The sequence below is a fragment of the Flintibacter porci genome (assembly GCF_041925195.1).
Lineage (GTDB): Bacteria > Bacillota > Clostridia > Oscillospirales > Oscillospiraceae > Lawsonibacter > Lawsonibacter porci.
Genome location: NZ_JBHEVB010000019.1, coordinates 18,146 through 44,610, shown reverse-complemented (window position 1 = coordinate 44,610; position 26,465 = coordinate 18,146). Strand labels below are relative to the sequence as shown.

Sequence of the window (26,465 nt, the reverse complement as noted above, 5' to 3'; positions counted from 1 at the left end):
CACAAAGCACTACACCGTGGTGATTAAACCTAAAATGACCACCTAATTACGGGTGGCCGCTGCGCCGCAAGGTGGCCGCTGGTGACCGCACCGGTGGCCGCCGAGCGCCGCAGAATGCAGTTTCTCCAGATGGTCGAATTGAGCCGTCTGCAATTCGCCTTAAAATGAATGAAATACTTGAATCTGTACGCAAAGGAGATGAATAGTAATGGTGGATAAGTGGCTTACTGTCTGCGATAGTGAAGAGCCTAAAACTTGGAGCATTTCAGTCGATGGATATTTTCGCTCAAATGTCGAGAAAAGAATGCTCGCAGATGACATGAGCCTTGACGCTATAAATGCGGTATTCTGCAACGCTGTTCGAATTCTTAGCCATTGCCCAAACCCTAATATTCATGAGGAAATTGCAGAAACAGGAATAGTCATCGGTAAGGTGCAGAGTGGTAAAACATCAAATTTTATCTCTGTGCTTGCGCTGGCATTTGATAATGGATATGACATTGCTATTGTTTTAGGCGGAAATACACTCGATCTTCTAAAACAGAATGCGACCAGAATTAAGTCTGCATTTAATGTAGACTCAGAAAAGCTCACTGTGTTAAAAACAAATGACAATAAGACATTAATTAATCCAGCTCGTATTAAAGATTTCCTTGAAAATGGACATAAAGTAATTATTGTTGGGCTAAAACATAACAAGCATATTGATCAGATAGCGGAGATATTTGAAAATTCCTATTTAGCGAGCAAGTCTGTGCTGATTATTGATGATGAGGGCGACCAGGCAACCCTCAATACGCGCGCTTACAAGAATTCTATTAGCAAAACATATGGCTCTGTTTTAAATCTAAAAAACAAGCTAAAAAGCCACTGTTTCCTGTCTGTTACAGCTACTCCGCAGGCTAACATTCTTATAGAAACATTTGATACGCTTTCTCCTGATTTTGGAGAACTTGTTTACCCGGGAGAGGGATATTGTGGCCTACAAACCTTTCACGGAGAAGATTGTGACAAATATGTATATGAAATTCCGGCAAAGGAACCAAATCTTCTTGATGGAACTGGGGTTCCACCATCGGTGTATAAAGCAATGGCAATGTTTTTTGTAGGGAACGCCATTCGTAAAAGTCGAGGTGATATGGGGGATCACGCAATGCTAATACACCCCAGCCAGAAAAAGTATGATCACAAAATTGTTGAGGTGAAAATACAATCCATTCTTGATGACTGGAAATCAAAAGCAAAGACGAAACTTGCTGGACACCGCGATATTTCTTATATATCTCTCCGGAAACAACTTGTTGAGGCATATGACAATTTTGTGTCTGACGGAGTCATCTGTTTGCCGTTTGAGGAAATTGAAAATGAGATCCTATATCGGATCAAAGCTTGTTCTCCAGTCCTTGTATGTAATAGTGATGAAAACGCCAGCGAAAATTCTGAGCATTACAAAACAAATATCTTTGTCGGCGGGAATCTTGTTGAACGTGGTATAACAATTAAAGGACTCGCAGTTACTTACATTACAAGACGCGCAAAAGGTAAGAGTAATGTTGACAATACAGAACAACGAGCACGGTGGTTTGGATATAAATCTCGCTATCTTGATGTGTGTCGTGTTTTTACAACTAAGGATATAAAAGATGACTTTACCAGCATTCTTGAACATGATGAGGATATGTGGGCATCTATTGAACGGGCACAGGAGCGAGGCATTCCATTTAAGGAAATGCCGAGAATTTTTAAACTTGCACGAAGTGCTTTCCTTAGATTAACCCGTGCGAATGTTGCTAAAACCGAAAATTTTGCATTGTCTGAGTGGAAGCCGCAAAAATACTTTATGCTTGATAAGCAGAAAGTGGAAAATAATACAACTACTATTGATTCTTTTAGAAGAAAGTATAGTAAAAAAATTGCATTTGAGCACCACAACGATGTTCAAATTCATGCTGTGCTATGTGAACAAGATTACCATGTACTTTTCGGCGAACTTCTATCAAAATTGGAATATGTTGAAGGAGAAATACTTAATAAACGATATTTTACGCTTTTAGACGAAGCTTTTTTGAAATTAAACCTGAATACACCCGTTGATGTTTATTGGGTACGGGATACAAAACACTCTACACGTAAAATTAATGATGATAATTCAATTGACCAGCTATTTCAGGGCCGAAATCCAAATGTATCCAGTGCCTTATATTATGAAGGAGATCGTAGTCTTGCAGATAAACAACCGGAACATATTCAGTTGCAAATTCACTTTGTTAAACCAACTAACCGACCTGAAATAAACTTTTATGCCCCTACATTAGCAATATATATTCCAGAAAACTGTGCATGTGAATTGGAGAAACTGGTGGTGAGAGCGTGATGGAAATTCGAGAGATATTAAAAGCATTACAGGATAAACATATAACTGACCAACCGTATGAAGTGTTTTTAGTTGACAACACATGCTATTTTGGAAAAGATTATAATAACAATGTAGTCTTTATGATTCCTTCACGAGTCACAAAAGTTATGCCGATATGTCAGGAAACGCGTTCTCTAAGATTTGCTTTTAATAAAAAATGTGTTTTCAAAAGCGAAGATAAAATCGTTACAAGGATAGTGCATCTATTCACATGCAAAGAAAAAGACGAAGAAAATATACTGGCATTTATTCGATTAACAAAAGCATTTTCTCAAAGTGAATTTGATGAAGATCAACTTTATTTAGCAAAGTTATTTTCAGTTATCTCAGCATTGTTTGATAAAGAGAGAAAAGTATCTGAATCAGAACTTCAGGGCCTTTTTGCGGAACTATATACGATTTTGTATTTAGGAGAGGCCGGTTGCAATATAGCTAAATTTTGGCAGTCTCGCAATAGAATGAAATTTGATTTCTCTTTTACAGAGAACAAAAGATTGGAAATAAAATCCACTTTGAAGCCTACCCGTGTACATCATTTTAAGCATGACCAACTCCTCAGCGAATTATATGACATCAAAATTGTGTCTGTTATGTTTCGTAAGAGTGACTTTGGATTATCTCTTCAAGAATTAGTCGATAAAATTCGCGATAGATATGTTGACAATTTTATCTTACTTATGCATGTTGAAACAGCAATTGCAAATGTCGACAAAGACATGCTTTATGGCATTAAATACGATGAAATCTACCTGAAAGAAAATTTGCGGTATTTTGATGCTAAAAATGTTCCTCACTTTAACGAGAAAACCCCTGAAGGCGTATTTAATGCAGAATATGATTGTTGCTTAGATACCGTTCCAACATTTGCAGAAGAAGAACTAATCAATTGGATTAAGGAGGATGATTAATGTTTAAAACATATGATTTATTTGACCATAGAAATATTAATGATCTGATACCAGAAATTATATACTACTATCTCTTTCAGGGCCTAAGTTTGACCGGGATAGAACAAAAATTATTTCGTACTGATGCATACCACGGATGGTTGAGTAAGACATTTTTAAATTATTACGGAATTGACACCGAAAAAGAAAATAAAGGCATCTATGAAAATCGAACTGTTCCTGAAATTGTGGAGGAACTGTATAGAAGTTCAAATATTGCTCACATACGTGTTGCAAAGATTCTTAAAGAAAAATATCTGTAAACAACTTGGAAAATAGAGATTTCGTCGCAGCATAATAGGGGACTTTTGCTATGAAACAATACAATAAACTTGTCCGTGACCGTATTCCAGAAATTATCAAAGCCGATGGGAAAACCTGTGTCTGCGAAACGCTTGCTGATGAGGACTACATGCATCTTCTGGATCAGAAGCTAAACGAAGAGCTGGCGGAGTACCAGGAGAGTAAATCTCTCGAGGAACTGGCCGACCTTCTGGAGGTCATGCAGGCGGTCGTGAAGGCCCGCGGCTGGACGCTGGAAGAATTGGAGCAGGTGCGGGCGGACAAGGCTGCCAAACGGGGCGGATTCGAGAAGAAAATCCTGCTGAAGGGAGTAAAGGAGGATTGCTAAATGGATATTGTAAGAGCAAAAGAGCTATTATCTGCTTTGGCTGATGGCATTGATCCATTCACTGGAGAACTTTTACCCCAAAACCATGTATGCAATCAGCCTGAAATGATTCGAGCCTTTCATGAAATTTTGAATGTGATTCCTCCGCCCAAGAAAAAAAGTCTGCCCCGAAATGCCGGAAAACCATGGACAGATATTGAGGAAGAAAAACTACTGGATGAATTTGACTCAGGAATGACAACTTCTGCAATCGCCAAGGAGCATGGCAGAAGCAAAGGTGCCATTGAATCCCGATTAGCGGATCTCGGGAAGATTACAGATACATATCTTAACAGGAAACCGAGGTGACCTCCATGCCTACTTACCGCTCCGCCTCCGGCAGCAGTGCTGAAGACTTGTTTATTGAGCTGTTTTCCGACACCTTCGGCGCTGAGAAAGCCGGCTATCTCTACTCCCAGTATCCTTTCTCCGACATCTATCAGAACAGCCGGTTTGCCGACTTCCTGATCGAAAACGGCGGGCGGAAGGTGGCCATCGAGATCGACGATGAGGCCTCCCACAACCCGAAGCTGGTCTCCCAGAACAAGTTTTACGACGACCTGCTCAAGCAGAACAGCATGATCTACCTGGGCTGGGACGTATACCGCTGGGCGGTGCGGCAGATGCAGCAGCAGCCAGAAACCGTCAAGGACGAGCTGCGGGTATTCCTGGGCCAGCACCCCAGCTTCAAGGAGATCGAGGACTACCTCCCCACCCAGCGGGGCAAATCCCTAGACGGCTCCCAGCTGGAACTGAAGGAACACCAGAAACAGGCCTTGGCAGCTTTGGAGGAGATGCGCTGCAACTTCGAGACCATCGCCCTGCTCTACCACGCCACAGGCACCGGCAAGACGGTGACCGCCGTTATGGACGCCAAGCGGTTCGGCAAGCGCACGCTGTTCCTGGCCCACACGGTGGAATTGGTGGATCAGGCCACCAAGACTTTCCGGGAACTGTGGCCCCGGGCCACGGTGGGCCGCTATGTGGAGAGCATGAAGCAGGGCAACGCCTTCGTAGTCTGCGGCAGCATCCAGAGCGTGGCGCTGAATCTGGATCAATTCAAGCCGGATGACTTCGGCTACATTATCGTGGACGAGGCCCACCACGCCTCCGCCGATACATACCAGAAGGTCCTATCCTACTTCACGCCGGAATTCACTCTGGGCCTGACCGCCACGCCGGAGCGGGCCGACGACAAAAACATCCTGGACATTTTCAAGAACACCGCCCACAAGCTGGACATCCAGACTGCTGTGGAGATCGGTGCGCTGGTGCCGGTGCGGTGTATCCGCATCCACACCAACATTGACCTGACCAAGGTGCGGTTCAACAGCGTCCAGTACAACATCCGGGATCTGGAGAGCAAGATCTACGTGCCGGAGCGAAACCAGCTCATCGTGGACACCTGGCTCCAGTATGTGAAGGACAAGCGGACGGTCATCTTCTGCGCCTCCGTCAAGCACGCCCAGGAGATCGCTGGGCGGCTCCATGACACTGGTGTGGCCGCCGAGGCCGTGTCCGGAGAGATCAAAGGCAGTGACCGCCGGGAGGTGCTGGCCCGGTTTGAACAGGGCGTGACCAAGGTGCTGTGCGCCTGCGACCTGCTCAACGAGGGCTGGGACTGCCCGGCCACCGAGGTGCTGTTTATGGCCCGGCCCACCATGTCCAAGGTACTCTATACCCAGCAGCTGGGCCGAGGCATGCGGTTGTCCCCCGGCAAGGAGAGCCTGATGGTGTTTGACTTTGTGGACAACGCCAGCCAGTACAATATGCCCTACTCCATGCATCGGCTGTTCCGGCTGAAGGAGTACAAGCCTGGCGCTCTGGTGTTGGGCACAAAGCAGCAGAAAACCGCCGAACAGGGGCTTTATGACAAGGGCGAGCGCCCGGACGCCCTCATCGACTGGCCGGTAGATGCCCTGGATTACGAACTGGTGGACATCTTCAACTGGCAGGAGGAAGCTGCCGGCATGATCTCCCAGATGGAGTTTGTCCGCAGAGTGGACGTGCAGACGGAGACCATCGAGCGGTATGTCCGGGACGGCCTGCTGGTGCCCGATCTGGTGGTGCCCATGAGCGAGCACCGGACCTTCAAGTATTTCAAAGAAGAAACCCTCCGGAAATATGCGGAGCAGTACGGCTGGACACTGATCGACGACTCCAACCGCAAGGATTTATTTCTGGATATGGTGCGGCAGATGGACATGAGCTACTCCTACAAGCCGGTTCTGCTCAAAGCCGTCCTGCTGTTTGCTGATGACAAAGGGCGGGTAAAACTCGGTGATATCGTCACCTATTTCCGGGAGTTCTACGAGGCTCGCCGAGCGGCGGGGCTTGTGGTGGAAAAGGCCAACAGCATCTACGCCAAGGGCGGTTATACTGATGCCCAGGCTCAACGGAATATCCTGTCCAACCCCTTCAAGCGATTCGAGGATATGCAGATGCTCCACCACACCAAGACACTGGGCGTGATCCAGGTGGATGAATCCGTCTGGAAGAAGCTGACCCGTGAGGAAAAGCAGGAGATCGAGCGAATCTGCGATGAAAAGCTGGAGCAGTACTATGGCCGGTTCCAGGTGCGAACGGAGGATGCCATCAAATGAATCAAGCGATATTAAATAAACTGAAAAGCACTCCGGAACTGTCACCGGATGTACACGACGGCAGCTATGAACTGGTGCGTATGATTGTGGCCGCTTATCGTGATGTGGATGAAGCTACGCTGGACTACCAGGATCTCAATGCCATTTATCTCATGTGCATTGGAACATGGCGGCACAGCTATGACAAAAAGCATGAGGCGGTTCATGCGGCGCACTTGCCCGAGGTGCGCAAACAAGAACTGGATCACCTGATTGATGAGCTGAAAAGGCGGGCGGAAGCTGGGGTATACGAGCACCAAGAAAAAGCCGTCTCCGGCACTGGGCATATGGGGCTGTTTGGTACTGGATTCTACTCGTTTCAGAACAAAACCGATGTGAAATCGGTGCGCGTTTTTATTCAGATGTGCGTGGATCTCCTGGACATGACGGACGATGAGGAGATGTACCAGCGTGCCGCATCGGTGCTGACGAAATCGTTCCGCGGAATGCAGGCTGCCGCAGCCTCCGTAGTACTCCACTGCTTAAAGCCGTGTACCTTCCCTGTCATCAACAGCAATGTAGGCAGTGAGGATATTTTTGAGGCCCTGGGGATACATCTGGATGCCCGTGGCAAGTTGGAGACCTACATTGAGAATTGCCGGAAAATCAAGATCTTCCGGGATGCGAACTTTTCTTTCAAAAATTATCGAATTTTGGACATGGCGGCGTGGGAGTTGTCTGCTGATCCCATTCATCGCGTTATCAGCCAATATAAGGACTCCTTTGCCACCTGGTTTCCGGAAGAAGCTTATAAATGGCGGGCCGTTCAATGCTTCCAGGAACACTGGAAGCCAGAAAGGTCAGATTTCGCCGAAATGCTGAAGAAATCCTTGGCCCAAGCAGGAAATCTGATGGACACCAACTACTCGTTTCCCTGTAAGATGATTACATTCTTTGCAGAAAAGGAGCCTGATACGGTTCGCTCCATGTTTCAGCAGCTTCTGGCTCCCGGAGCGGATATTGTCGAGCAGATCCAAAACTTTAAGCAGAGAGCAGATATCCTGTTAGCCAAGTATCAGTTCAAAGAGAGCATGAAGCAGCATTATCAGGGGGATCGCACGATCTGTACCTACCTGTTTTTTGCACAGCCAGACCGGTATTTTCTTTATCAATACGGTAAGCTCAAGGCTTTTCTGGAAGAGACAGGCTTAAGCACTACCTGTAAAATGGGAGACACCCAGAATGTACTTACCTACCAGGAGATTGCCAACCAGGTTCTTTCCTGCGTCCAGCAGGACAGCGAGTTGCTAAACATATTCGAGACAAAACGATCAGAGTTGGGAAGCACATATTATCCGGATGTTGAACATCACCTGTTGACCGATGACATCATCTACTTTGGAAGCCGGCTACATAAAAGCGATTATTGGCCCAATTTGTCAGAGTATGATCCAGAGATCAGCGCAGAACAGTGGTTAAAACTTCTTGCGGACAAAACAATCTGCACAGTGGAAAATTTGCAGATTCTGAAAGCCATTCAACAGGCAGGCGAAGAGACAACCTGCAAACAGTTGAGCCTGAAATTAGGAGGTCCTTCTACCCATTATAACGGCAGTATGGTTCAGCTTGCCCGGAGAGTACAGGAAAAAACAGGCTGCCCACTGGTTCAGAACGAAAACAACGATCAGAAATGGTGGCCGATTCTGTTCGTGGGCCGCACAGCTCTCCAGGATCAGCCTGGTACATACTCCTGGAAACTTCGTGATGAATTGGCAGATGCACTGAAATGTCTACCGCAGAAAGAGGTGAGCAATCCGATGCCTTTTGCAAAGAATACAATCCTTTATGGCCCTCCCGGGACGGGAAAGACCTATCAGACTGCCAACTATGCGGTGGCGATCATAGAGGGAAAATCGCTGGAAGAAGTCCAAGCTGAAAACCATGAAAAGGTCTTGGAGCGATACCGGCAGTATCGGCAGGATGGGCGGATCGAATTTACGACCTTCCACCAGTCCTTCGGCTACGAGGATTTTATCGAGGGAATCCGCCCGGTTTTTGCGGAGGATCAAGAAGAGAACTCCGGCGACATCTCCTATGAGATTGCCGATGGTGTATTCAAAAAATTCTGTGCAACAGCACAGCCTCCTGCAGTAGATCCTCATCAAAACCCCTATGGTTTCTCAGAGGCCCCAACAATCTGGAAAGTGTCTCTTGCAAGCACAGGGGACAATCCGGTTCGAGATTACTGTATGAATCACGGGTGTATTCGGATTGGATGGGATGAATATGGGGAAAGCATCACGGATGATATGGACTATCATGTGGGCGGTAAAACGGTGCTGAACGCATTTTTGTCCAGGATGCAGCCTGGAGATATTGTTCTTTCCTGCTATACTGCGCACTCCATTGATGCGATTGGTGTCGTAACTGGAGAGCCTGAGTGGCATCCAGAATTTGATCACTATAAGCGGCTACGAGCCGTTAAATGGTTGGTACAAGGGAAGAACATCGGGATCACTGAATTCCGCCTTGAAAAGAGTTTGACCCTGTCCACTGTGTATCGGCTCAATACCACGGTTCCGACTGTGATAGATGTTCTGAATAAGAATGGATTTTCGGGCGCGGCCTCGGTGAAGGGTACCAAGGGTCCCTATGTATTTATCATTGATGAAATCAACCGCGGCAATATCTCGAAAATTTTTGGCGAGCTCATTACCCTGATTGAGCCGTCCAAGCGCCTGGGGCAGAGGGAAGAATTGCAGGCAAAGCTGCCCTATTCCCATGAAGAGTTTGGAATTCCGGATAATGTCTATCTATTGGGCACCATGAATACGGCAGACCGTTCCATCGCTCTGCTGGATACTGCCCTTCGGCGCCGATTCAGTTTCGTGGAAATGATGCCGGACAGCGGCGTACTGGATGGTGTAGAGGTCGAAGGCATTTCCATCAGTGACCTGCTCACCACATTGAACCGCCGGATCGAGGTGCTGTTTGACCGGGAGCATACACTGGGACATGCTTTCTTTACCCCTCTGCGGCAATCCCCGTCTATTCAGGCCTTAGGGGAGATTTTCCGGGATAAAGTTGTTCCGCTTCTTCAGGAGTACTTCTATGACGACTATGAGAAGATCTGTCTGGTATTGGGGGACAGGAAGCGTCCGGAACAGCAGCAATTTTTCAAGGTGGAACCCGTGGATTTGCAAAGCCTGTTCGGGGTGGAACCTGAGTTTGAAGTAAATCCCACATATCATATCAATCCGGCTGCTTTCTTTGATGTGGAAGTATACCGGAATCTCTGACCGTCGCATTCCATTGGGAGGTGAGCTCCATTGAAACAATATACCATTCGGGAATATATGGGGTTTACCCGGAACGGTCCACTGCGGGCAGGCATGATTTCTCTGCCGGAGCACGCCTTTGATCAGCTGGAGCAGTTTATTCTCTCCAACCGGGAGGAACGTTCCGGCACCCAGCCGCTGGAGTTGATGAGCCTGAGCGCAAAACCCAGCGTGGGTAAAGTGATCACCGCCAAAAACTATGTGGGGGTTATCACCACCCGAGACGGAACAGAGATCGAGATCCTACCCAAACTGACGCTGGAGGGAGACGACAGCGACCAGGCTGTTCGCAAAGTGTTTCTCACCATGCTGCGAACGGTTCAGGAGGCTCCGTTCAAGACATTTCGTACCGCCCACCTGAATACTTCCCGTATGCGCCTGCTGGATCTGTTCGTGCGCATGTTTTTGGACGAGGCGCACCGGCTGATTCAACGCGGCTTAAAATCGGATTATGCGCTAACACAGGACAATGAAACCTGTGTCCGTGGAAAAATCGTATTCTCGGAGCATATCCGAAAAAATCTGTTGCATCGGGAGCGAATCTTCGTGGAGTACGATGTGTTCAGCGTCGACTGCCCGGAAAACCGTCTGGTCAAGTCAACCGCCGTCTATCTACAGCGGTATGCCACAGACCTGCAAAACCGTAAGGATCTTCGAATTGTGTTATCTGTCATGGATCAAGTTCCGGTGTCCAAGCATGTGGAGCAGGACTTCCTGCGCTGCGGTCAGTCCCGCTCCATGGCGGACTACCGGCGACTACTGGAGCTGTGCCGGGTATTTTTGCAGGGAAAGAGCTTTACCGCCTTTTCTGGCGGCGAAGCCGCGCTGGCACTTCTCTTTCCTATGGAGCGTGTGTTTGAAAGCTATGTGGCAGAGGTGCTACGGCGGAATTTGGACTCCAGGCAATATCGTGTGCATGTGCAGGCAAAGGGCAAGTACCTCTTTGAACTACCCCGGAAGCAGTTTGCCCTGCGGCCAGACTTGGTCATTGAAGATTTGAACCGCGGCGAGCGGACTGTATTGGATACCAAGTGGAAACTTCTATCCCCCCAGTGGCACAACTATGGTATCTCACAGTCCGATATGTACCAGATGTACGCATATCAAAAAGAATATGCGGCACAACAGACAGTGTTGCTTTATCCAAATTGTGAAGCAATGGCAGGTCAGCAAGTTCCTCTCTGCTATTCCTCGCCCAGCGGGAATTTGGTCAAGGTGCAGACCTTGCGTTTGGATTCTCCAATTGCCATGGCCGAAGCTGTAAAACAGTTGCTGGATTTATGATAACGATACCATACAGAGAGGATGTGATACAAGATGATGGTAATCTGCTTCGGCGACTCTAACACCTATGGCTACGACCCTCGGGGCTATTTCGGTGGACGCTATGGCGCAGACTGCCGGTGGGTGGACATCTTGGCTGCGGAGACCGGATGGACGATCTCCAACATGGGGCAGAACGGCCGGGAGATCCCCGTCGCAGCCCCGGCCTTCCCTGATGACACGGATCTGCTGATTGTCATGCTGGGCACCAACGATCTGCTCCAGGGGCGAAACCCAGAGCAGGCCACCGAGCGGCTGGAGCGGTTCCTTGCTGGCATCTCTCTGGATCGAAGCAAGATCCTGCTGATTGCACCGCCGCCAATGGCTATGGGCGAGTGGGTGCCCAGCCCACAGCTCATTGAGGAATCCCGCACCTTCGCCCGGCTCTGCCAGGCCCTGGCGGAGCGGCTGGGCATCCGCTTTGCCGATGCCGGAAAGTGGGACATCCCCCTGGCCTATGACGGCGTACACTTTACAGAGCAGGGCCACAGGGCCTTTGCCGCCGGACTTTTGGAGGAACTCAAATGAAACGAATGATCTCCTTGCTGCTCTCCCTTCTGTTGCTGGCCGGATGCGGCAGGAATACCGCCGACGGCGCCTATCAGCAGATCACCCAGGAAGATGCCAAAGAGATGATGGACACCCAGGAGGTCATCATCCTGGATGTCCGGGAGCAGGACGAGTATGACAGCGGACATATCCCAGGTGCTGTTCTGTTGCCGGTGGGAATGATTGATGAAACTACCGCAGCCGAGGTGATCCCGGAAACGGACTCCACGGTTCTGGTCTACTGCCGCAGTGGGAACCGGAGCAAGACCGCTTCCTCCACACTGGCCGAACTGGGGTACACCAATATCTATGAATTCGGCGGTATCAACACCTGGCCGTATGAGACGGAAACGTAAGATAAACGGAACAAAACCTACATCGCCTATACAAAGAATACGGGACTGGCCGGTTGGCCAGTCCCGCCGTTTATTTGGGCAGATAATCCGCTTTTACTCGATATCGGCTAATACCGAAACTATTGCTCCGCTCTATGACCTCCCGAGGAAGTTGGTTCAGATACTTCCGGCCAAAGTTGGTATCGCCGAAGTAACAGTCAAAATTGGTCACAGGGAGTACTACCCAGTCGCTGTCCTCTGGGCGGTTGGCCAGGTAATAAGCCACCAGGGTGGGCAGGACATTGGAAGGCATTTTCTCAGGGCGAATCTGCTCAAGTCTCTCTGTCAGATCCGACGGCAGTTCAGGTTCTGTGCGGCGCAGAGGGCCCAATTCCAGGGCATCGGCAATCATATCATCAAAGCGGATCGTCCACGCACCTTCCGTAGAGGTGGAAAGAGCCTTGGTTTGGTATTGGAGCACCTTGCTGCGCCATACTCGGTCAAACCGCTTGCTTAGCTCGCCGGCAGAATCTGCATAGCTTTTACGGACAAATTCCGGATGCTCGGTGGCAAACTGCATAGCCTGATGGAAGTGGCGACTGAACCAGCCCCAGCTATCCTTATCCACTAGTTTGGGAAACTGTTCGTGGTGTGACGCAAAATCGGTGCGGTGCTGCCAATCTTCTTTCGGCTTCCCGTTTCCCTCCGGAATGCTACACCAGGCGCACAAACCATCGTAAGCAAAACTGATTCGTTCTCTTGGATCGCCTGACAACAGCGTACCATCCGAAGCGTGAAACAAAAAACCACGTGCAATGATGGTCAAAATACGGTTCATACCGCTAAAATCCCGAAGAGCTTCGAAGGTAAACCGCCCCAGCCAGGTGGTGTCCTTTTTACTGGATGCTCGGTACTCCACCGGCTCCGTATAATCTAAAAATTCCTGCCATTCATTCAGCATGGGACACCTCCAGTACATTGGGCTCCAGCGCATCCAGCAGCAGATCCCACAGCAGGTTCCGCTTGCCCAGGGCCTCCACGTAGCGTACAGCCATCTGTGGACGCACGATCTCATTCAGCAGTTCCCTGCACCGGATAGATACCGCCTCCCGGTAGTGTTGGGAGTTTCGCTTGCTAAGATACGCCTCCATCAAATCGTTAAATACAGTTAAGTCTCCAGGGCGGTGCAGTTGCCGTTTCTTCTGCTGCTCATTCTCCTGCAGAATATCACTGAGTAAATCACTCAAAATGCGATATCCGCCACTGCGGAAATCGGAAAACAGGTCAAACAATGGTTCAAACTCTGGAAGCCAGGTAAGAAGGAACTGCATTCTCTGCTCTTCCGTCAGGAACTGCCACTTGGCATTATTGTTCATAGGCCCTCCATTACCGCACCGGGTCCGGGTTGTCGTAGTGCAGGGACCCGTGATGAACTCCGGCATGGGAGAGGATTATGATGTTCCCGCACTTCTGATCTTCCAGCGCATTTTGGTAGCCAGTGTCAGAGAGGAACAGGCGCATCCGATCTCCCTTGAATCCCGCACGGGAATCGTGGGTCAGCACGTCGAAGATAATCATGTGCTGGGTTTTCTCGTCAAACCGGGCCAAATCCATGAAGTCGTGGCCTTTGAAGTTCTGCGCCCCGGCTCTGAAGCGCAGATCCTCCATCAGCTCACGCATGGTCACAGTTCTCAGCGGCTCAACCTCTTTCATGCCTGCTGCCTCCTTTCTCCCGGCCCTGGCCCTTTACCGTCAGGATGCCGTCCAGGGTAGTGGCGGTGATCCGCAGCCGCTCCGCGATGGCAATATCGTTCTTCATGCTCTCATCCACGGTATCACCGCAGACCACCAGCACATGGGAACGGCGGAGGTAGTCACGCGCCATGTCGATGCCGTCCTTATGCTCCTGGGGGATGCTGTCCGCCAGGAACAGCGGCAGGAACAGCAGCGGGCAGACCGGCGAGAAACCGGCTTCATAGACCGCCCTGCAATACTTGGCGGCGGTTTCGGTGTTCTCAAACTCGTTATCGCTCCAGGGGGCGGTGATGTAAGCGAGGGGTCGTTTCATAACAATCAAATCCTTTCTCCCGTGTCCGGGCAGCAAAAAAGCGGCCCATCATGGACCGCTGTGAAAATCATGATTGACCAGCATCGTGTAGTGGTTGTCGATGGTGGAGACAGAGTTGAACAGCGCCGCCAGAAGATAGGCCCTGGTGTTCCAGACACGGGTGGTGTTCTCCCGGATGCCGTCCATGACCTTCTCAATGTGCATGGAAGTGATCTGCTCAAACCGCTGCTGCACAAAGCCGGTGGGGTAGTTCAAGCGGATTTATTCGTCGTTCAGCAGACAACAGAGGTCTTGTGGTCTATATTCCCGTATGTTCTTCTAATGATCTTTGTGCTGTCACTTTTATGCTCCTTGGTCTATGCAAGGTATATTACCCAGCCTATTGTTCGGTTAAGCAAGGTATCAGAGCAGATGGCTTCACTGGATTTTTCCGGCCAATGCAGTATGGGGCGAGAAGATGAATTGGGCTGTCTGGCTCAAAATCTAAATTCTTTGTCCGCATCCTTGTCAACTGCGCTGAATGATCTGCAAGCCGCAAATGAGCAGCTTAAAGCGGACATCGAAAAAGAACAGGCATTAGAGCGCCAGCGGGTAGAATTTTTTTCTGCGGCATCCCATGAATTGAAAACACCTCTAACAATCTTGAAAGGTCATTTGGCCGGAATGCTGAACAAAATTAGCGGATATGAAAACCATACAGAATACATGGAACGCTCCCTTTCTGTTGTTGAACGGATGGAAAAGCTCGTCGAAGAACTATTGTATGTTTCTAAAGCGGACGGAAATCAGAAATCTGAGTATAAAACCGTTGACTTTGCGGAACTGGTTCGGGTGCAGATTGCCACCGTAACAGATTTGCTGGAAGAAAAGAAGCAACGACTTGAAGTAACTATTCCTGACCGGCTTTCCTGTGAAGTAGAACCGGCTCAAATGGAGAGGGCAATTCAAAATATCTTAGTCAACGCTATTCGATATTCTCCGGATGGGGAATTGATCCGAGTATCTTTAGCCAAGGCTGAAAATGTCGTTTGTTTTGACGTTGAAAATACAGGAGTTCACATACCGGAGGATGCGCTTTCTCATTTGTTTGAAGCGTTTTACCGCACTGATACTTCCCGCAATCGCAATACTGGCGGAACAGGTTTGGGCCTTTATATTGTTCGTAAAATCATGGAAATGCACCATGCGGAGTACGGCATTAAAAACACGAAAAGCGGCGTTCTATTCTGGAGTAAACTGCCTATCAAACAATCGGTATTCAACTCCATCTAAAATCCATATTCTATGCAAACTCAATCCAAATCTATTTGTTATATTATAGCCGTCCCTAAAAGGGGCGGCTATAATTCTTGAAAGCGAGGTTTTATCAATGAAAAGCAGAAAATTTCTGGCGGTAAGCCTATGTGGGGCCTTGTGTTTAAGCCTTGCGGGTTTTACCTATGCCAGCGCACAGGCCGCCGATACGCCTAAGACATCGGCGGAAGAAACAGCGCAAACGTCAAGCACCGACATCTTTTTCAATGATGCCAATGGCATTAGCACCGATGGCGAAAACTGGGTGACCGAAGCGGACTATGAGAAAAATAACCCTGCACCGGATGTTGAATGGTGGACGGCAGAGGAATATGAAAAGTGGATCGCTACCCAAAAAGAAGAACTGGAGGCGCTGATCGGCACAGGCAACGGTTGGTATGACGGTCAAGGTGTCTATCACGAATGGACACAGAAAAGCGTAGATGCCATCATTACCGAATATCAGAAAACGCTCGAAAGTATCAAAAGCGGAACCTTATATTCTAAAGACAACGGCGAAGGCGATACCTACTCCATGATCCCGCCCACTGAGGATGTGGTTTCTGAATATGGAGTTGATGTTGCAAAGGAAAATGGCGAGTCCGTTCACATTGGCAATTATGCTTCTAACGAGGAACTGGATAAAGCCCTTAATGATGCGGTTGACAACGGACAACTCACACAGGCTGAGGCTAACGCAGCCCTTCAACAGTAAACAGACTTGTACCTGCCGCACGACGGCAAAAGAAAAAAAGCCGTCGTACAGCAGATACATTTTCATGCGCCCATGAAGCGGCGGCTCATTTTTCAGAGCCGCCGCTTCTCTTTGGATAAACGATAGAGGACACGGCGGCCCATAGGAGGATGCCGCCGTGTCCATTTCACTTTTCTATAACTTCTTTAATTTCCACCAGCTAAAAAAAGCGTAGCTCCCCCTCCGGGACAGTCCGGCTATGAAGGTACAATATACCAGTACAATTATGATAATGTAATTTCATGCGTCCGCATAGCGTCATGCTGTGTGGGCGCATTTCTTTTGCTTCGCCTCGGGCCAAGTTGGCCCGAAGTCCAGCCACGGTGCCGCTCCCCACCGCCTTCCGTTTCGGTCACTCGTCAACACCCAACACCGAAACGGAGGTACACAATGAAAGAAATCAATTTGCGGGATTTTTACCCGTGGTATAAAGAGGATGTCATTATCGAAGTCACCGAAGAAGTTGCGGAAGAATTGCTGGCAGGTCAGCGGTACATAAAGGCCAGCCGCCGCCGTGTCTACCGCAACAAGGCGCATTACTCGCTGGACGCTGAGGACGGTATCGAGTATTCCGCCTGCTTCTCCAATCCCTCCCCACAGGAGCTGATCGAGCGCATGGAGCGGTTTGAACAACTCTGCCACGCCCTGAATAGCTTGCCGGACGCACAGGGCCAGCGGGTGTTTGAGCACTATCTTCTGGGCCACTCGGTCAAGGCGATTGCCGCCGCCGAGGGCGTGACGGAACAGGCCATTACCGCCGCTATCCGCCGGGGCTTGGAGAACATGAAAAAATACTTGAAAAATGTTCTGTGAGCCTGTTGTTTTTGATCTTTCAACTGACACGGTTAATGAGAGGAAGATTATTCCCTCCCACAACTGAATAGCGGGCAACTTGGAGTACCCAGCAGGGAGCCGGGCGGCAGGTACGCAAAGACTTTTCCGTGAGGGAAACGAGCGATAACTACCCATGCCGCAGGTGGGGACGAGCTATCCCCACGGCCACGATCTGCAAAGGGCCGCAAGGGATAAGCTGGCAGCTTATCCGCTCCAACTTGCCGCACAATCCGGCGGGAGTGCTGGCGGAAAATTATCGTTGTCTTGTGACAGGCCGAACATACAGGGCCAGCACTCCCAGCTTTCTATGAAAGGGGCAAATAAAACTATGGGTGAAGAATGGAGCAACAACGCTTGCCGTGGCTATGTCATCAAAGCGATGGAAAACTGCGGCTTCCATGCAAAGGAAATCCAACAGGTATTGACCGAGCTCTATGAGGTCTTTGACTTCTGCGCTGTGGAAGAAGCGGCGGATTATTTTGAAAACTGGCAGTCCTGACCTCGGGCCAACTTGGCCCGAAGCGTGGAGAAACACAAAAGGACGGCACCGTTCTCTTGGTGCCGTCCTTTTGTGTTTCCCCACCGAGACAATGCGGGAAATATGCTGGCAGTCAACCCACTTTGAAAAGGAGGCTTCTATGGTGCAATCCGTTACTTATCAGAGCGAAACCAAGACCGTCCCTTTTCAGGGGAAAACCATTGTGCTGGAGAGTCTTACGCCGGTACTTTCCCCCAAGGAAAAGGAGAAACGGAAAAAAGAGATTGAACGCTGTTTGTATGAGGTATTCAGCAAATACCGGGTGGCCGGGGACAAACGGCACTAACGCTCCACAACATTGTCGGCCGGGGCTATCAATGGTATAATATACTTGTAGGTTGGTAGCTCCATTCCCACAGGAAAGGAGCCCAACATGAATATTAGAGAAGATGTAATTTATGCAAGACAGTCGGTAGACCGCAAGGACAGTATCAGCATTGAGAGCCAGATTGATTTCTGCAAGTATGAGTTGAAGGGAGGCAGTTGCCGGGTTTTCAAGGACAAGGGCTATTCGGGAAAGAACACCGACAGGCCCGAGTTTCAAAAGCTCCTTGGCGAGATCCGCAAGGGCAAGGTTCGCCGGGTAGTCGTTTACAAGCTGGATAGAATAAGCCGCTCCATTCTGGACTTCGCAAATATGATGGAGCTGTTTCAGGAATACGATGTGGAGTTTGTTTCCTCCACGGAGAAGTTTGACACCTCGACCCCAATGGGCAGGGCCATGCTAAATATCTGTATCGTATTCGCCCAGCTTGAACGGGAGACAATTCAGAAGCGTGTCACAGACGCTTACTACTCCCGGTGCCTGAAAGGCTTTCACATGAGCGGTCAAGCCCCCTATGGCTTTGGATTGGAGCCTACGGTGGTAGAGGGTATCCGCACAAAGATGATGGCGGCTGACCCCGTGGCCGCAAACCATGTGCGGCTGATGTTTGAAATGTATGCCGAGCCGGAAACCTCCTTTGGAGACATTACCCGATATTTTGAGGAACAGGGTATCAAGATTTATGGGAAGTCATTGACACGCCCCTTCTTGTCCCAGCTACTCCGAAACCCGGTCTATGCACAGGCCGATTTGGAAATGTACGAGTTCTTCAAAAGTCAGGGTGCGGTGGTAGTCAATGACGCCGCCGACTTTGCCGGGACAAATGGCTGCTATCTCTATCAGGGCCGGGATGTGAAGGAGGACAAGGACAAAAGCCTGAAAGACCAGATACTTGTGATTGCTCCCCATGAGGGCTTTGTACCCTCCGACATTTGGTTACGGTGCCGCAAGAAGCTGATGACAAACATCACCTTCCAGAACGGACGCAAGGCCCGGAACACTTGGCTGGCCGGGAAAATCAAATGCGGGAAATGCGGGTACGCTCTCAAAACGACCCACAACCCCTCCGGCTATGAATACCTGCGCTGTTCCAAACGGGCCGACCACAAGGGCTGTCCGGGGTGCGGTACGCTCCGCAAGAATGAATTTGAACAGTTCATTTTCACAGCAATGGGAGAAAAGTTCCGGGAGTTCAAGCTACTCCGGGGCGGCGAAGAAAAGGCCAACCCGAAGATCACCGCCTATCAGGTGGAGCTTGCACAGGTTGAAGCCGAGATTGAAAAACTGCTTGATACGCTGACCGGGGCCAACGCCACCTTGCTTGCCTACGCCAACAAGAAAATCGAGGACTTGGACAACCGCCGCAAAACACTGTCCAAGGCGATTGCAGACCTGTCCGTTGAAACGCTGTCCTCCCAGCAGATTGAATTGCTGTCCGGGTATCTGGACGATTGGGAGAACATCAGCTTTGAGGACAAAAGGAAAGCCGCTGACGGCCTGATTTCATCAATCAGCGCAACCAGCGACTATGTAAAAATAGAGTGGAAAATATGACCTATTTTCCACTCCGTCAAACCACTTGTTTCTTTATACCGCTTGTAGCCCCTTGTAAACCGTTGCTTGTTGTTCTTTAGAAGACAAGGCTTCATACGCGGATTCCGCTTTAGTAATGTCTTCTTCACTATCAATTGTCACAGTTTCAAGTCCTTGGATTAAATTACTTACATCTTTAATTCGGTTATAAGTTTCTCGCGCATCTAACAGCTTCTGATGGTTTCTAACATGCATCTTGTCCCATCTGCTTAGTGAATCATACGCTTGTTCTGCATCAATAATTGAATCTTCAGTATCAAGGGTTACTGTGTCGATATTAGAGATTAAATCATTTACTATTATTACATTTTCACTTGCCCTACATCCAACGCTCGCAGTTATTAGCAAAAAGCAAAAAGCAACCAGAATGAGATATCTACCTTTTTTCAAAAACTTCACTCCTTGGTATATCCATGATTTTGGGATATAAAGTCAGGTATTGATATTACCCACACTGAGTTGCTTGCTCCAGGAAAATAGAAATTCATTGCTTACACTCTCTTATCCTGTGGCACCTCTAGGCTGTTGATAAAGAAACTTACATGGAAACCATTATAAACTGAGTGGTGAACTTCGCAATTTGTGAATGTTGTCATTTTGATGAAGGAGATGTAAAACAACGGATAATTCTAATCAAAAAGAATTATGGTAGAGAGTGACCTATAACAGCATTAAATACAATCATCTTAGACTTAACTCAATCCAGTTGTACCAAGGGTGCAGACCGTCAACAAAAAGTTTTTATTCTTAAAGCTGAGTATAAAATTTATATCTCAACTTCGATAATACATAATCTCTCATAATATTTCCACAGGATGGTGATTAGATAATAAACCTGATTTTTGGGCGGAAATCAAATAGGCAAACCCCTCCTCTGTCATGTCCTCCCGAATTCGCTCTTTAAATTTTCGGTATGATGCGCCTATGCCAATCAAACCCGCCATACCTACAGCGGCACCCACAGCTATATTAGGAATTTTTGCAAGTGCATATTGCTGTGCCCACTGGGCTAACCCAGCCATTCCGCCTCCAGTGGAAATAAACGAGATTATACTGCCTAAAACAAAATTGACTTTTTCAGCTTTATACAATTTTTCTGATTCAGATAAGACTTTTTCCCAAGTTATTCTAAAAGCTGATATATGATTTTTCAGCATTATATCATTTTCACATTCAGCAACGCCGCGTTCAAATTCTAGCAACTTAAATTGCAGAGATAATAGTTCATCTCTATGAATTTCTTTGAAATCTAATAAAGTCTCAAAACTAACATCATTGGCCGGAATTGGTAGACATTTTTCTAACATTAGGCAGATTGCGGCATTATCATCTTTTCGAGTATAAGTTTGCGGATAAATACTATTCAACTTTGATTTCCGGTCTGTTCCGATTACTATGTTGTGATCATCGTATTTGATCGCAAACTCAGCTAAAAGGCGCATATATTGTGTTGCAAATTCTTCTGTTGTTTCGATATAACCATCCCCCTCTGTGCGTATCAGTCCGCCTTCTGTTAACATACGCCTCACTTCAGGAGGGATCTTTTCATAATAGATTAATGCTGAAAGGCTAGGATCATATAATTGAACGAGATTTGCTTGTTCGGCGTGCTTCCAATATCTCCTATTGATATTTGAGGAATGTAAGAAGTACCTCTTGACCATATTTGAAAATTCAGCGGGCTTCCCAAGGGTGAAAATATCTTTAGGATATATAGCCCTGTACTGTCCTCTTTCCTGCAAATATAGGATCTCGGGAGAAAAACGATTATAATCTCTGTTCGGCACGATAGAGCACACTTCATCCCAATATAAGGCAGCACACCTAAGCCAAGCGCTATCTTTTATATCGATTGTGGGATAGTACAATATTGACTGTAACATTCTTTTTTCACCCAACCTTCATAAGCAACATTGTTACTGCTAAAGTATCCCAATGTATTTCACCTAGTTTTCACCTCATATGCAAAGAGGTGGAGATCAGAAATCTATTTTATTATTTATTAAAGTGTATCACATTATGACAAATTATGCCACTCAAATCAACCTAGAGATGGCGTTTTCATATACAAAAATCTGAATGGAGACGATACTTCTACAAGCCAGATGTAATTCCAACTTTTTCTATTTTGCGGAGAAGACGGTTCTACATTGGCTGACGATAGCAAAATCCACAATATTGACAATGCAGGCAATCCTCTCACGCCGGGAAACCTAGAGTTGGTTAAAATACTAATAGATAATCTCGATGTACGAAGTCAGTTCATAAAACTCATATTATTACGCTGCTGAATTACACAACAAATCGTGAACTATCATCTTATCAGATGATTGGCTTTGCCGACAAGTCCAGGCTGTCTGTATCCTAAGTCCTGAATGATATGAGATAAAAAATACCTCCCTCTGAAACTTCAGGTTTTCAGAGGGAGGTATTTATGTCATGCTCTGCTTCCAGTGGTTAAGTTTGGGCAGCTGAGCTTCAAAGTAGGCCCTGACCTGCTCCGGGGGCCAAGCCTCATTGGACATATGACTTTCCAGAAAATTCAGCAGCTCCTCAAGGCTCGTGTAGACGAATTTTCCGTCGGCATAGCACCACTTGCAGTACTCCTCGTTGAAGGCACCGTTCGGCTCCCGGCTGATATTAGCGTCCTCCATGGGCATACCGCAGCACTGGCAGATCAGCTGCCTGGGGGAACCCAACAGGGTGTTGATAGAGACATCAAACAGCCTGGAGAGCAGTTTCAAGGTTTCTGTGTTGGGCACTGTTTCACCGGTCTCCCAGCGGGAAACCGCCTGTCGGGTCACATGCACTTGTTCCGCCAGTTGTTCCTGGGAAAGTCCACGCTTGGTGCGCAGTTCCAGAAGGATTTCTTTGGTATCCATGTTGATCACCACCTTGCCTGGATTGTACCACAGCGGGAGCAAAAAGCAAAGCAACTGGCTGTTGCCCCAATTCTGCTTCATGCACACATCAGGCATATCAGTTTTTAATATGCCTATACAAAGAATAGCGCCCGCTGAACATCCACAGATTTCAGCGGGCGCTACTGACTTTTTAGTTGTCCTGTTCGGGGTATTTGCCATAGGCGTTTTTCCAATATTCAGCCGCTTTCATGAAAGCAGCATAATCATGGGCGCGGATGTACTCCAGCGCCTGCTTGTACTTCCCGTATTTATAGCCGTGGTGGTTGAGAAATGATTGAATGATTTCGCAGGACTCGTACTCCCTGCAGTCCCCACAAGTGATGTGCCCTTTGGTCAAGCAGCACTTCTTCGTTTTACATTTGGCCCGGCTCAAATCCCGAGAACCGTCCAGATACCCCTGTTTGCAACCCTTGCAGGTCTTCTCAAATTCACGGCAAGTCTTACAGTACGCGCCACAGCAACCGATTTCCTCTGTACCATTCATAGGGAGGAGTTCCCTTCAGAGCGATAGCTCTTCAGAAAATCGCTGATGCATTCTTCGACGGCATAAAGGGACTGTTCATCACCGTATTTGATGTTGATACATCGCTTTCCCTTTTTGCAGGTGGGCAGACGCTCTGCCAAGCGGTTCAGAAATTCCTCGTCGGAAAAATGGATAGAGAAATGGGCCTTCGCAGCAGAGATTGCTACATATCCCTCGTACATCTTCTTTCCCAGCAGCCACATGGGCATGGAAAAGGAGATTTTAGGAGTCAACTGCGGGTATTCCGCACGCATAAAGTCAATAAACGCACTGACATACCGCCGCTGCTCTTCGTTCAGCGACGCCACATACTCGGAAACAGATGCTGCGCCCATATCGTACCTCCAACTGCCTATTGGGACTGCTGACGGTCCCACTCTTTTTTCAGGATGGCATACTGCACCGTGTTTTCATACCTGGGGGTTCCGTCGGGATCGTTCACGAAGGAGATAAATTCCAGGAACACGCCCTCCCGGCGCATGCCCAGCTTTTCGCACAGGTGCTGGCTGGCAAGGTTATAGTCCTCGGTATAGGCGTAGATGCGCCTTGCGCCCTTTTGGGAAAAGAGATAGTCGAAGAAGGCATACCCCTTGCCTTGGTAGGCCCCGTTCAGCATCCAGCAGGGGCTGAAAGTGTCGCGCACGGCGTCCTCGCCTGCGTGAGGCTCGCCCGCCTCCGGATAGGCGTCGATCTCTCCGATGACCTTGCCGCCATCCTTCAGGGTGATGGCAAAATAGTATTCCGTTTCACCGAGACGCTTTTTCATCTCCGCCCTGGCCTCGTCCAGGGAGTGCAGCTTCATGCAGGCAAAGCAGTTGACCGCGAGCTCTTTCAGATACTCATAGACATCCGCCGCGTCACCTTCTAAAAAGGGGCGCAGGATCAGCCGTTTTGTCTCGATCACCATATTTCGGCACCTCAAGAAAAGTAAAAATGGATAATGAAATCTAATAGAATAGTTTTGTTGTAAAAGTTAAGAAAAATCCGCCAAAATCACAAGATTTTGACGGATTTTGGTCCGAGTGGGGAGACTCGAACTCCCGGCATCTTGCTCCCAAAGCAAGCGCGCTACCAACTGCGCTACACCCGGTTATGAAATTTTCCAATTGTGGTCAAACATGTGGTCAACGCCGATTTTTGACCAGTTACCGGCGATGGGGAAAGTGCTGTCAGCCCAAGTGTCCCAAGGTTTTCCGGGTCTTCCGAGGACTGTGGCTCGAACCCGAGCCTCACGTTCCCAAAGCAAGCGCGCTACCAACTGCGCTACACCCGGATATGAAGTTGTGAGGCGGTCCGGTCGTATTCTCCTAAACTGCGCCATACTTTCACATATGGAATTGGAAAATAGTATGGGTATCCAAACTTCCTCCGCTGTACTGGATTGGTCCATGTGTTGGTATATGCAAGACTGGATATTTATAAGCATACCCTTGTCAAGCCCAGGAAAATATCCCCTGGCCAAGCCAGAGGATATTTTCCTGCAATTCGAGCCCTATTCTTGCCGCAGGCGCTCTACCACAGAATAGCGTTGGGCAGCGCGACAGCTCAAAACCGGGATGAGGATGCCCAGCATCCCGAACAGGGGTAGCACTACAGCGATGGGCCAGATGGTAAAGCGATAGGTGAAAAACCAGATCAACCGGTTGAGGGCAGGACCCACAAACGGCGCAGTGACTACAATCAGTGCCAGCGCCAGAAGTGCTGCGCCCACAGTATAGAAGAGTCCCTCCAAGGCCAGCATAGTCCGCAGCTGACGGGCTGTCATACCGATAGACTGGAGCACTGCCAGTTCCCGGCGGCGGGCAGTGATGCCGGTGAGAATCGCGTTAAAGAAGTTCAGTACCCCCACCAGACCAACGATGAAGCTCAGAGCTCCGCCCAGCAGAAGGAACATGCTCCGGGTGCTCTCAAATTCCCCGGCATAAGTAGCTTTGCTCTCGTAGTCAAACTGGGGATTTACGTTCTCCGTGTAGTCCGCTAGGAAGGATTCCATGGCAGCGTTGGCATCATCTGTGGTGTCGAAGGCGTAGTACATGACGGAGTTGGTTTCCGTATCCCGAATAAATGTTTCCGATCCCATTATGAATTCATCGGCACCATAATAGCGGTAGGAGAGGGCAGAGGGTACGGTCACCAGAGCTGCTACAGTGTAGTCCGCGTCTCGGTACTTGATGGCCCGCTCAGTGTAGGCCCAATCCTGGCCCACACCGGCAGTAAAAACTGGGTGCTCGATGTTAAATAAAAAGATTCCATCCTTTTTCAGTGTCTGATGAACTTTTCCAAAAATGGAGTCCAGGTCCTCAAGATAGTGCAAGGCCAGATTGGAGACCACGCAGTCCCATGCAGCCTTCGGATACTCATATTCCTCGATCCCGCACACCTGATAGAGAATACCTTCTCCACTGTTTCGCCGCCTGGCCTCCTCAATCATTTTCTGGCTTAAATCAATGCCCAGTACCTGCCGGGCGCCCTGCTCCACGGCGAACTTGCAGTGCCACCCATAGCCGCAGCCCAGGTCCAGTACGGACTTTCCCTCCAGCGGCGGAAAAAGGGGCTTGAGCTGATGCCACTCTCCCGCCGCGGAAAGCCCTTCCCGGCTGCGGGACATCTGCGCGTATTGCTGGAAAAAAGCTTCATTTTCATATTCATTTCTCATGGCATATTCCTCCTGCGTGTGGCCCTCCTCTGAGGGTAAAGAGAAAAAATATCCCCGTCCCGATCATAGCTTTACCGCCCAGGTGTAGCCGATGCCGTACACGGTTTTCAGATATTCTGGTTTGGAGGGATTGGCCTCCAGTTTGCTTCGCAGCCGTTTTACCGTGACGGACAGAGCATTTTCCTCTACAAATTCCGCGCCATCCGTCCATACACGGTCCACCAGTGTAGCCCGGGACACAGCATGTCCCCGGTTCTCCACCAGCACCCGCAGCAGCTTCTGCTCGGTTTTGGAGAGCTCCATGAACCTGCCGTCCCGGCGAAAGTCCATCCGTTCAAAGTCAAAGGTAAAGGGACCCACGGATAGGGGAGGGGAGACCTTAGGGGAACTTCGACGAAGCTGGGCGTTCACCCTGGCCCGCAGTACCGCCAGAGAGAAGGGCTTGGTGATATAGTCGTCCGCTCCGGCCTCCAGACCGGTGACCTCATCCAGCTCCAAATCATTGGCGGTGAGCAGGATCACTGGAGTGGCGTCGCCCTCTGCCCGCACCTGACGCAGCAGATCCAGACCACTGCCGTCGGGGAGATTTACATCCAGAATCAGCAGGTCAAACCGTTCGTTTAATAGCGCTTCCCGGGCCTTGGCCAGAGTAGAGCGGCAGGTGACGGATGTCTCCGACCCTGTCAGAGCCATGGCAATTCCCCGGCCTAGGGTCTCATCGTCCTCCAAAAGAAAAATCTGGTTCATGTTCGGTCCTCTTCGTTTGGTGTTTCCAGTCAGAGTGAGAGAGTTTTGTG

Annotated in this window: 29 protein-coding genes and 1 tRNA gene; 17 read left to right on the top strand and 13 right to left on the bottom strand. The window is 48.8% G+C overall.

Annotated elements, in window-relative coordinates:
- Nucleotides 1-208 precede the first annotated feature (208 nt).
- The 10 genes from ACEVJL_RS15095 to ACEVJL_RS15050 are packed head-to-tail and all read left to right on the top strand — an operon-like array spanning nucleotide 209 to nucleotide 12,181.
- Nucleotides 209-2,374 (top strand): Z1 domain-containing protein, encoded by a 2,166-nt coding sequence (locus ACEVJL_RS15095; protein WP_071429294.1) that lies wholly within the window; start codon nucleotides 209-211, stop codon nucleotides 2,372-2,374.
- Nucleotides 2,374-3,324, top strand: a complete 951-nt coding sequence (locus tag ACEVJL_RS15090) for a PD-(D/E)XK motif protein (RefSeq protein ID WP_374738307.1) — start codon at nucleotides 2,374-2,376, stop codon at nucleotides 3,322-3,324. Before ACEVJL_RS15095 ends, ACEVJL_RS15090 begins: the two co-directional genes overlap by 1 nt.
- Nucleotides 3,324-3,626: a hypothetical protein gene (locus ACEVJL_RS15085; RefSeq protein WP_071429292.1), complete on the top strand. Its 303-nt coding sequence runs from the start codon at nucleotides 3,324-3,326 to the stop codon at nucleotides 3,624-3,626. Before ACEVJL_RS15090 ends, ACEVJL_RS15085 begins: the two co-directional genes overlap by 1 nt.
- A 50-nt stretch (nucleotides 3,627-3,676) precedes the next feature.
- Nucleotides 3,677-3,994, top strand: coding sequence for a phosphoribosyl-ATP pyrophosphohydrolase (locus ACEVJL_RS15080; protein WP_374738306.1), 318 nt, complete (start codon nucleotides 3,677-3,679; stop codon nucleotides 3,992-3,994).
- Nucleotides 3,995-4,342, top strand: a complete 348-nt coding sequence (locus ACEVJL_RS15075; RefSeq protein WP_374738305.1) for a hypothetical protein — start codon at nucleotides 3,995-3,997, stop codon at nucleotides 4,340-4,342.
- Entirely contained in the window at nucleotides 4,339-6,636 is a 2,298-nt protein-coding gene (locus ACEVJL_RS15070; protein ID WP_374738304.1) for a DEAD/DEAH box helicase, read from the top strand. Before ACEVJL_RS15075 ends, ACEVJL_RS15070 begins: the two co-directional genes overlap by 4 nt.
- Nucleotides 6,633-9,914 carry an AAA family ATPase gene (locus tag ACEVJL_RS15065; protein ID WP_374738303.1) on the top strand — a complete coding sequence of 1,094 codons (3,282 nt, stop codon included), beginning with the start codon at nucleotides 6,633-6,635 and terminating at the stop codon, nucleotides 9,912-9,914. The genes ACEVJL_RS15070 and ACEVJL_RS15065 overlap by 4 nt, the downstream gene beginning before the upstream one ends.
- Nucleotides 9,915-9,944: 30 nt before the next feature.
- Nucleotides 9,945-11,237, top strand: a complete 1,293-nt coding sequence (locus tag ACEVJL_RS15060) for an McrC family protein (RefSeq protein ID WP_374738302.1) — start codon at nucleotides 9,945-9,947, stop codon at nucleotides 11,235-11,237.
- A gap of 33 nt (nucleotides 11,238-11,270) precedes the next feature.
- The gene (locus tag ACEVJL_RS15055; protein ID WP_374738301.1) at nucleotides 11,271-11,804 is read left to right on the top strand and encodes a GDSL-type esterase/lipase family protein; all 534 of its coding nucleotides are present in this window, start codon (nucleotides 11,271-11,273) and stop codon (nucleotides 11,802-11,804) included.
- Nucleotides 11,801-12,181 (top strand): rhodanese-like domain-containing protein, encoded by a 381-nt coding sequence (locus tag ACEVJL_RS15050; RefSeq protein ID WP_374738300.1) that lies wholly within the window; start codon nucleotides 11,801-11,803, stop codon nucleotides 12,179-12,181. Before ACEVJL_RS15055 ends, ACEVJL_RS15050 begins: the two co-directional genes overlap by 4 nt.
- 70 nt (nucleotides 12,182-12,251) lie before the next feature.
- Here the strand turns inward: ACEVJL_RS15050 and ACEVJL_RS15045 are convergent, their stop codons facing one another.
- The 5 genes from ACEVJL_RS15045 to ACEVJL_RS15025 are packed head-to-tail and all read right to left on the bottom strand — an operon-like array spanning nucleotide 12,252 to nucleotide 14,483.
- Nucleotides 12,252-13,121 carry a hypothetical protein gene (locus tag ACEVJL_RS15045; protein ID WP_374738299.1) on the bottom strand — a complete coding sequence of 290 codons (870 nt, stop codon included), beginning with the start codon at nucleotides 13,119-13,121 and terminating at the stop codon, nucleotides 12,252-12,254.
- Entirely contained in the window at nucleotides 13,111-13,536 is a 426-nt protein-coding gene (locus ACEVJL_RS15040) for a hypothetical protein (protein ID WP_374738298.1), read from the bottom strand. The genes ACEVJL_RS15045 and ACEVJL_RS15040 overlap by 11 nt, the downstream gene beginning before the upstream one ends.
- A gap of 10 nt (nucleotides 13,537-13,546) precedes the next feature.
- Nucleotides 13,547-13,873, bottom strand: coding sequence for a DUF5720 family protein (locus ACEVJL_RS15035; RefSeq protein WP_374738297.1), 327 nt, complete (start codon nucleotides 13,871-13,873; stop codon nucleotides 13,547-13,549).
- The gene (locus ACEVJL_RS15030) at nucleotides 13,860-14,228 is read right to left on the bottom strand and encodes a DUF7768 domain-containing protein (protein WP_256319204.1); all 369 of its coding nucleotides are present in this window, start codon (nucleotides 14,226-14,228) and stop codon (nucleotides 13,860-13,862) included. The genes ACEVJL_RS15035 and ACEVJL_RS15030 overlap by 14 nt, the downstream gene beginning before the upstream one ends.
- Nucleotides 14,229-14,276: 48 nt before the next feature.
- The gene (locus tag ACEVJL_RS15025) at nucleotides 14,277-14,483 is read right to left on the bottom strand and encodes a DUF6017 domain-containing protein (RefSeq protein ID WP_374738296.1); all 207 of its coding nucleotides are present in this window, start codon (nucleotides 14,481-14,483) and stop codon (nucleotides 14,277-14,279) included.
- A gap of 66 nt (nucleotides 14,484-14,549) precedes the next feature.
- Here ACEVJL_RS15025 and ACEVJL_RS15020 point away from each other — a divergent pair, with 66 nt between their 5' ends.
- The 6 genes from ACEVJL_RS15020 (at nucleotide 14,550) to ACEVJL_RS14995 (ending at nucleotide 19,526) form a co-directional block, all read left to right on the top strand.
- Complete coding sequence (locus tag ACEVJL_RS15020) at nucleotides 14,550-15,500, top strand: sensor histidine kinase (protein ID WP_374738295.1); 951 nt, start codon at nucleotides 14,550-14,552, stop codon at nucleotides 15,498-15,500.
- 97 nt (nucleotides 15,501-15,597) lie between these two features.
- Nucleotides 15,598-16,236, top strand: a complete 639-nt coding sequence (locus tag ACEVJL_RS15015; RefSeq protein WP_374738294.1) for a hypothetical protein — start codon at nucleotides 15,598-15,600, stop codon at nucleotides 16,234-16,236.
- Nucleotides 16,237-16,665: 429 nt separating this feature from the next.
- Nucleotides 16,666-17,088, top strand: coding sequence for an RNA polymerase sigma factor (locus tag ACEVJL_RS15010; RefSeq protein WP_118572167.1), 423 nt, complete (start codon nucleotides 16,666-16,668; stop codon nucleotides 17,086-17,088).
- Between the two features lie 349 nt (nucleotides 17,089-17,437).
- Nucleotides 17,438-17,608, top strand: a complete 171-nt coding sequence (locus tag ACEVJL_RS15005; protein WP_370824959.1) for a hypothetical protein — start codon at nucleotides 17,438-17,440, stop codon at nucleotides 17,606-17,608.
- 139 nt (nucleotides 17,609-17,747) lie between these two features.
- Nucleotides 17,748-17,933, top strand: coding sequence for a hypothetical protein (locus ACEVJL_RS15000; RefSeq protein WP_118572166.1), 186 nt, complete (start codon nucleotides 17,748-17,750; stop codon nucleotides 17,931-17,933).
- A gap of 87 nt (nucleotides 17,934-18,020) precedes the next feature.
- A complete protein-coding gene (locus tag ACEVJL_RS14995; protein WP_374738293.1) occupies nucleotides 18,021-19,526 on the top strand; it encodes a recombinase family protein in 1,506 nt (501 codons plus the stop codon).
- Between the two features lie 33 nt (nucleotides 19,527-19,559).
- On the opposite strand, the gene ACEVJL_RS14990 is transcribed toward ACEVJL_RS14995, so the two are convergent.
- The 3 genes from ACEVJL_RS14990 to ACEVJL_RS14980 all read right to left on the bottom strand — a co-directional run bounded on the left by ACEVJL_RS14990 (nucleotide 19,560) and on the right by ACEVJL_RS14980 (nucleotide 22,447).
- Nucleotides 19,560-19,955 (bottom strand): hypothetical protein, encoded by a 396-nt coding sequence (locus tag ACEVJL_RS14990; protein WP_374738292.1) that lies wholly within the window; start codon nucleotides 19,953-19,955, stop codon nucleotides 19,560-19,562.
- A 407-nt stretch (nucleotides 19,956-20,362) separates the two neighbouring features.
- Nucleotides 20,363-21,352: a DUF6236 family protein gene (locus tag ACEVJL_RS14985; RefSeq protein WP_374738291.1), complete on the bottom strand. Its 990-nt coding sequence runs from the start codon at nucleotides 21,350-21,352 to the stop codon at nucleotides 20,363-20,365.
- 645 nt (nucleotides 21,353-21,997) lie between these two features.
- Entirely contained in the window at nucleotides 21,998-22,447 is a 450-nt protein-coding gene (locus tag ACEVJL_RS14980) for a zinc ribbon domain-containing protein (RefSeq protein ID WP_374738290.1), read from the bottom strand.
- On the opposite strand from ACEVJL_RS14980, the gene ACEVJL_RS14975 reads away from it, so the two are divergent.
- Nucleotides 22,446-22,763, top strand: coding sequence for a hypothetical protein (locus ACEVJL_RS14975; protein WP_083389798.1), 318 nt, complete (start codon nucleotides 22,446-22,448; stop codon nucleotides 22,761-22,763). The two genes, ACEVJL_RS14980 and ACEVJL_RS14975, sit on opposite strands and share 2 nt — an antisense overlap.
- A 206-nt stretch (nucleotides 22,764-22,969) precedes the next feature.
- Here ACEVJL_RS14975 and ACEVJL_RS14970 read toward each other — a convergent pair whose 3' ends face one another.
- The 5 genes from ACEVJL_RS14970 to ACEVJL_RS14950 all read right to left on the bottom strand — a co-directional run bounded on the left by ACEVJL_RS14970 (nucleotide 22,970) and on the right by ACEVJL_RS14950 (nucleotide 26,415).
- On the bottom strand, nucleotides 22,970-23,347 hold the full coding sequence (locus ACEVJL_RS14970; RefSeq protein WP_374738289.1) for a DUF1801 domain-containing protein: 378 nt from the start codon (nucleotides 23,345-23,347) through the stop codon (nucleotides 22,970-22,972).
- A 17-nt stretch (nucleotides 23,348-23,364) separates the two neighbouring features.
- The gene (locus ACEVJL_RS14965; protein WP_374738288.1) at nucleotides 23,365-23,919 is read right to left on the bottom strand and encodes a GNAT family N-acetyltransferase; all 555 of its coding nucleotides are present in this window, start codon (nucleotides 23,917-23,919) and stop codon (nucleotides 23,365-23,367) included.
- 107 nt (nucleotides 23,920-24,026) lie between these two features.
- A tRNA-Pro gene (locus ACEVJL_RS14960) sits at nucleotides 24,027-24,102 on the bottom strand.
- 402 nt (nucleotides 24,103-24,504) lie between these two features.
- Nucleotides 24,505-25,668 carry a methyltransferase domain-containing protein gene (locus tag ACEVJL_RS14955; RefSeq protein ID WP_374738287.1) on the bottom strand — a complete coding sequence of 388 codons (1,164 nt, stop codon included), beginning with the start codon at nucleotides 25,666-25,668 and terminating at the stop codon, nucleotides 24,505-24,507.
- A gap of 63 nt (nucleotides 25,669-25,731) precedes the next feature.
- Nucleotides 25,732-26,415, bottom strand: coding sequence for a response regulator transcription factor (locus ACEVJL_RS14950; protein ID WP_374738286.1), 684 nt, complete (start codon nucleotides 26,413-26,415; stop codon nucleotides 25,732-25,734).
- Nucleotides 26,416-26,465 lie beyond the last annotated feature (50 nt).

Excerpts from the sequence above, each read along its gene's own strand:
- ACEVJL_RS15015 (WP_374738294.1), top strand. The coding sequence starts at position 15,598 with ATGAAAAGCAGAAAATTTCTGGCGGTAAGCCTATGTGGGGCCTTGTGT.
- ACEVJL_RS14955 (WP_374738287.1), bottom strand. The coding sequence starts at position 25,668 with ATGAGAAATGAATATGAAAATGAAGCTTTTTTCCAGCAATACGCGCAG.
- ACEVJL_RS14980 (WP_374738290.1), bottom strand. The coding sequence starts at position 22,447 with ATGGATACCAAAGAAATCCTTCTGGAACTGCGCACCAAGCGTGGACTT.
- ACEVJL_RS15090 (WP_374738307.1), top strand. The coding sequence starts at position 2,374 with ATGGAAATTCGAGAGATATTAAAAGCATTACAGGATAAACATATAACT.
- ACEVJL_RS15005 (WP_370824959.1), top strand. The coding sequence starts at position 17,438 with ATGGGTGAAGAATGGAGCAACAACGCTTGCCGTGGCTATGTCATCAAA.
- ACEVJL_RS15055 (WP_374738301.1), top strand. The coding sequence starts at position 11,271 with ATGATGGTAATCTGCTTCGGCGACTCTAACACCTATGGCTACGACCCT.
- ACEVJL_RS15000 (WP_118572166.1), top strand. The coding sequence starts at position 17,748 with ATGGTGCAATCCGTTACTTATCAGAGCGAAACCAAGACCGTCCCTTTT.
- ACEVJL_RS14965 (WP_374738288.1), bottom strand. The coding sequence starts at position 23,919 with ATGGTGATCGAGACAAAACGGCTGATCCTGCGCCCCTTTTTAGAAGGT.
- ACEVJL_RS15085 (WP_071429292.1), top strand. The coding sequence starts at position 3,324 with ATGTTTAAAACATATGATTTATTTGACCATAGAAATATTAATGATCTG.
- ACEVJL_RS15010 (WP_118572167.1), top strand. The coding sequence starts at position 16,666 with ATGAAAGAAATCAATTTGCGGGATTTTTACCCGTGGTATAAAGAGGAT.
- ACEVJL_RS15020 (WP_374738295.1), top strand. The coding sequence starts at position 14,550 with ATGATCTTTGTGCTGTCACTTTTATGCTCCTTGGTCTATGCAAGGTAT.
- ACEVJL_RS14975 (WP_083389798.1), top strand. The coding sequence starts at position 22,446 with ATGTTGATCACCACCTTGCCTGGATTGTACCACAGCGGGAGCAAAAAG.
- ACEVJL_RS15080 (WP_374738306.1), top strand. The coding sequence starts at position 3,677 with ATGAAACAATACAATAAACTTGTCCGTGACCGTATTCCAGAAATTATC.
- ACEVJL_RS15040 (WP_374738298.1), bottom strand. The coding sequence starts at position 13,536 with ATGAACAATAATGCCAAGTGGCAGTTCCTGACGGAAGAGCAGAGAATG.
- ACEVJL_RS15030 (WP_256319204.1), bottom strand. The coding sequence starts at position 14,228 with ATGAAACGACCCCTCGCTTACATCACCGCCCCCTGGAGCGATAACGAG.
- ACEVJL_RS15050 (WP_374738300.1), top strand. The coding sequence starts at position 11,801 with ATGAAACGAATGATCTCCTTGCTGCTCTCCCTTCTGTTGCTGGCCGGA.
- ACEVJL_RS15065 (WP_374738303.1), top strand. The coding sequence starts at position 6,633 with ATGAATCAAGCGATATTAAATAAACTGAAAAGCACTCCGGAACTGTCA.
- ACEVJL_RS15075 (WP_374738305.1), top strand. The coding sequence starts at position 3,995 with ATGGATATTGTAAGAGCAAAAGAGCTATTATCTGCTTTGGCTGATGGC.
- ACEVJL_RS15045 (WP_374738299.1), bottom strand. The coding sequence starts at position 13,121 with ATGCTGAATGAATGGCAGGAATTTTTAGATTATACGGAGCCGGTGGAG.
- ACEVJL_RS15095 (WP_071429294.1), top strand. The coding sequence starts at position 209 with ATGGTGGATAAGTGGCTTACTGTCTGCGATAGTGAAGAGCCTAAAACT.
- ACEVJL_RS14950 (WP_374738286.1), bottom strand. The coding sequence starts at position 26,415 with ATGAACCAGATTTTTCTTTTGGAGGACGATGAGACCCTAGGCCGGGGA.
- ACEVJL_RS14995 (WP_374738293.1), top strand. The coding sequence starts at position 18,021 with ATGAATATTAGAGAAGATGTAATTTATGCAAGACAGTCGGTAGACCGC.
- ACEVJL_RS14970 (WP_374738289.1), bottom strand. The coding sequence starts at position 23,347 with ATGGGCGCAGCATCTGTTTCCGAGTATGTGGCGTCGCTGAACGAAGAG.
- ACEVJL_RS15035 (WP_374738297.1), bottom strand. The coding sequence starts at position 13,873 with ATGAAAGAGGTTGAGCCGCTGAGAACTGTGACCATGCGTGAGCTGATG.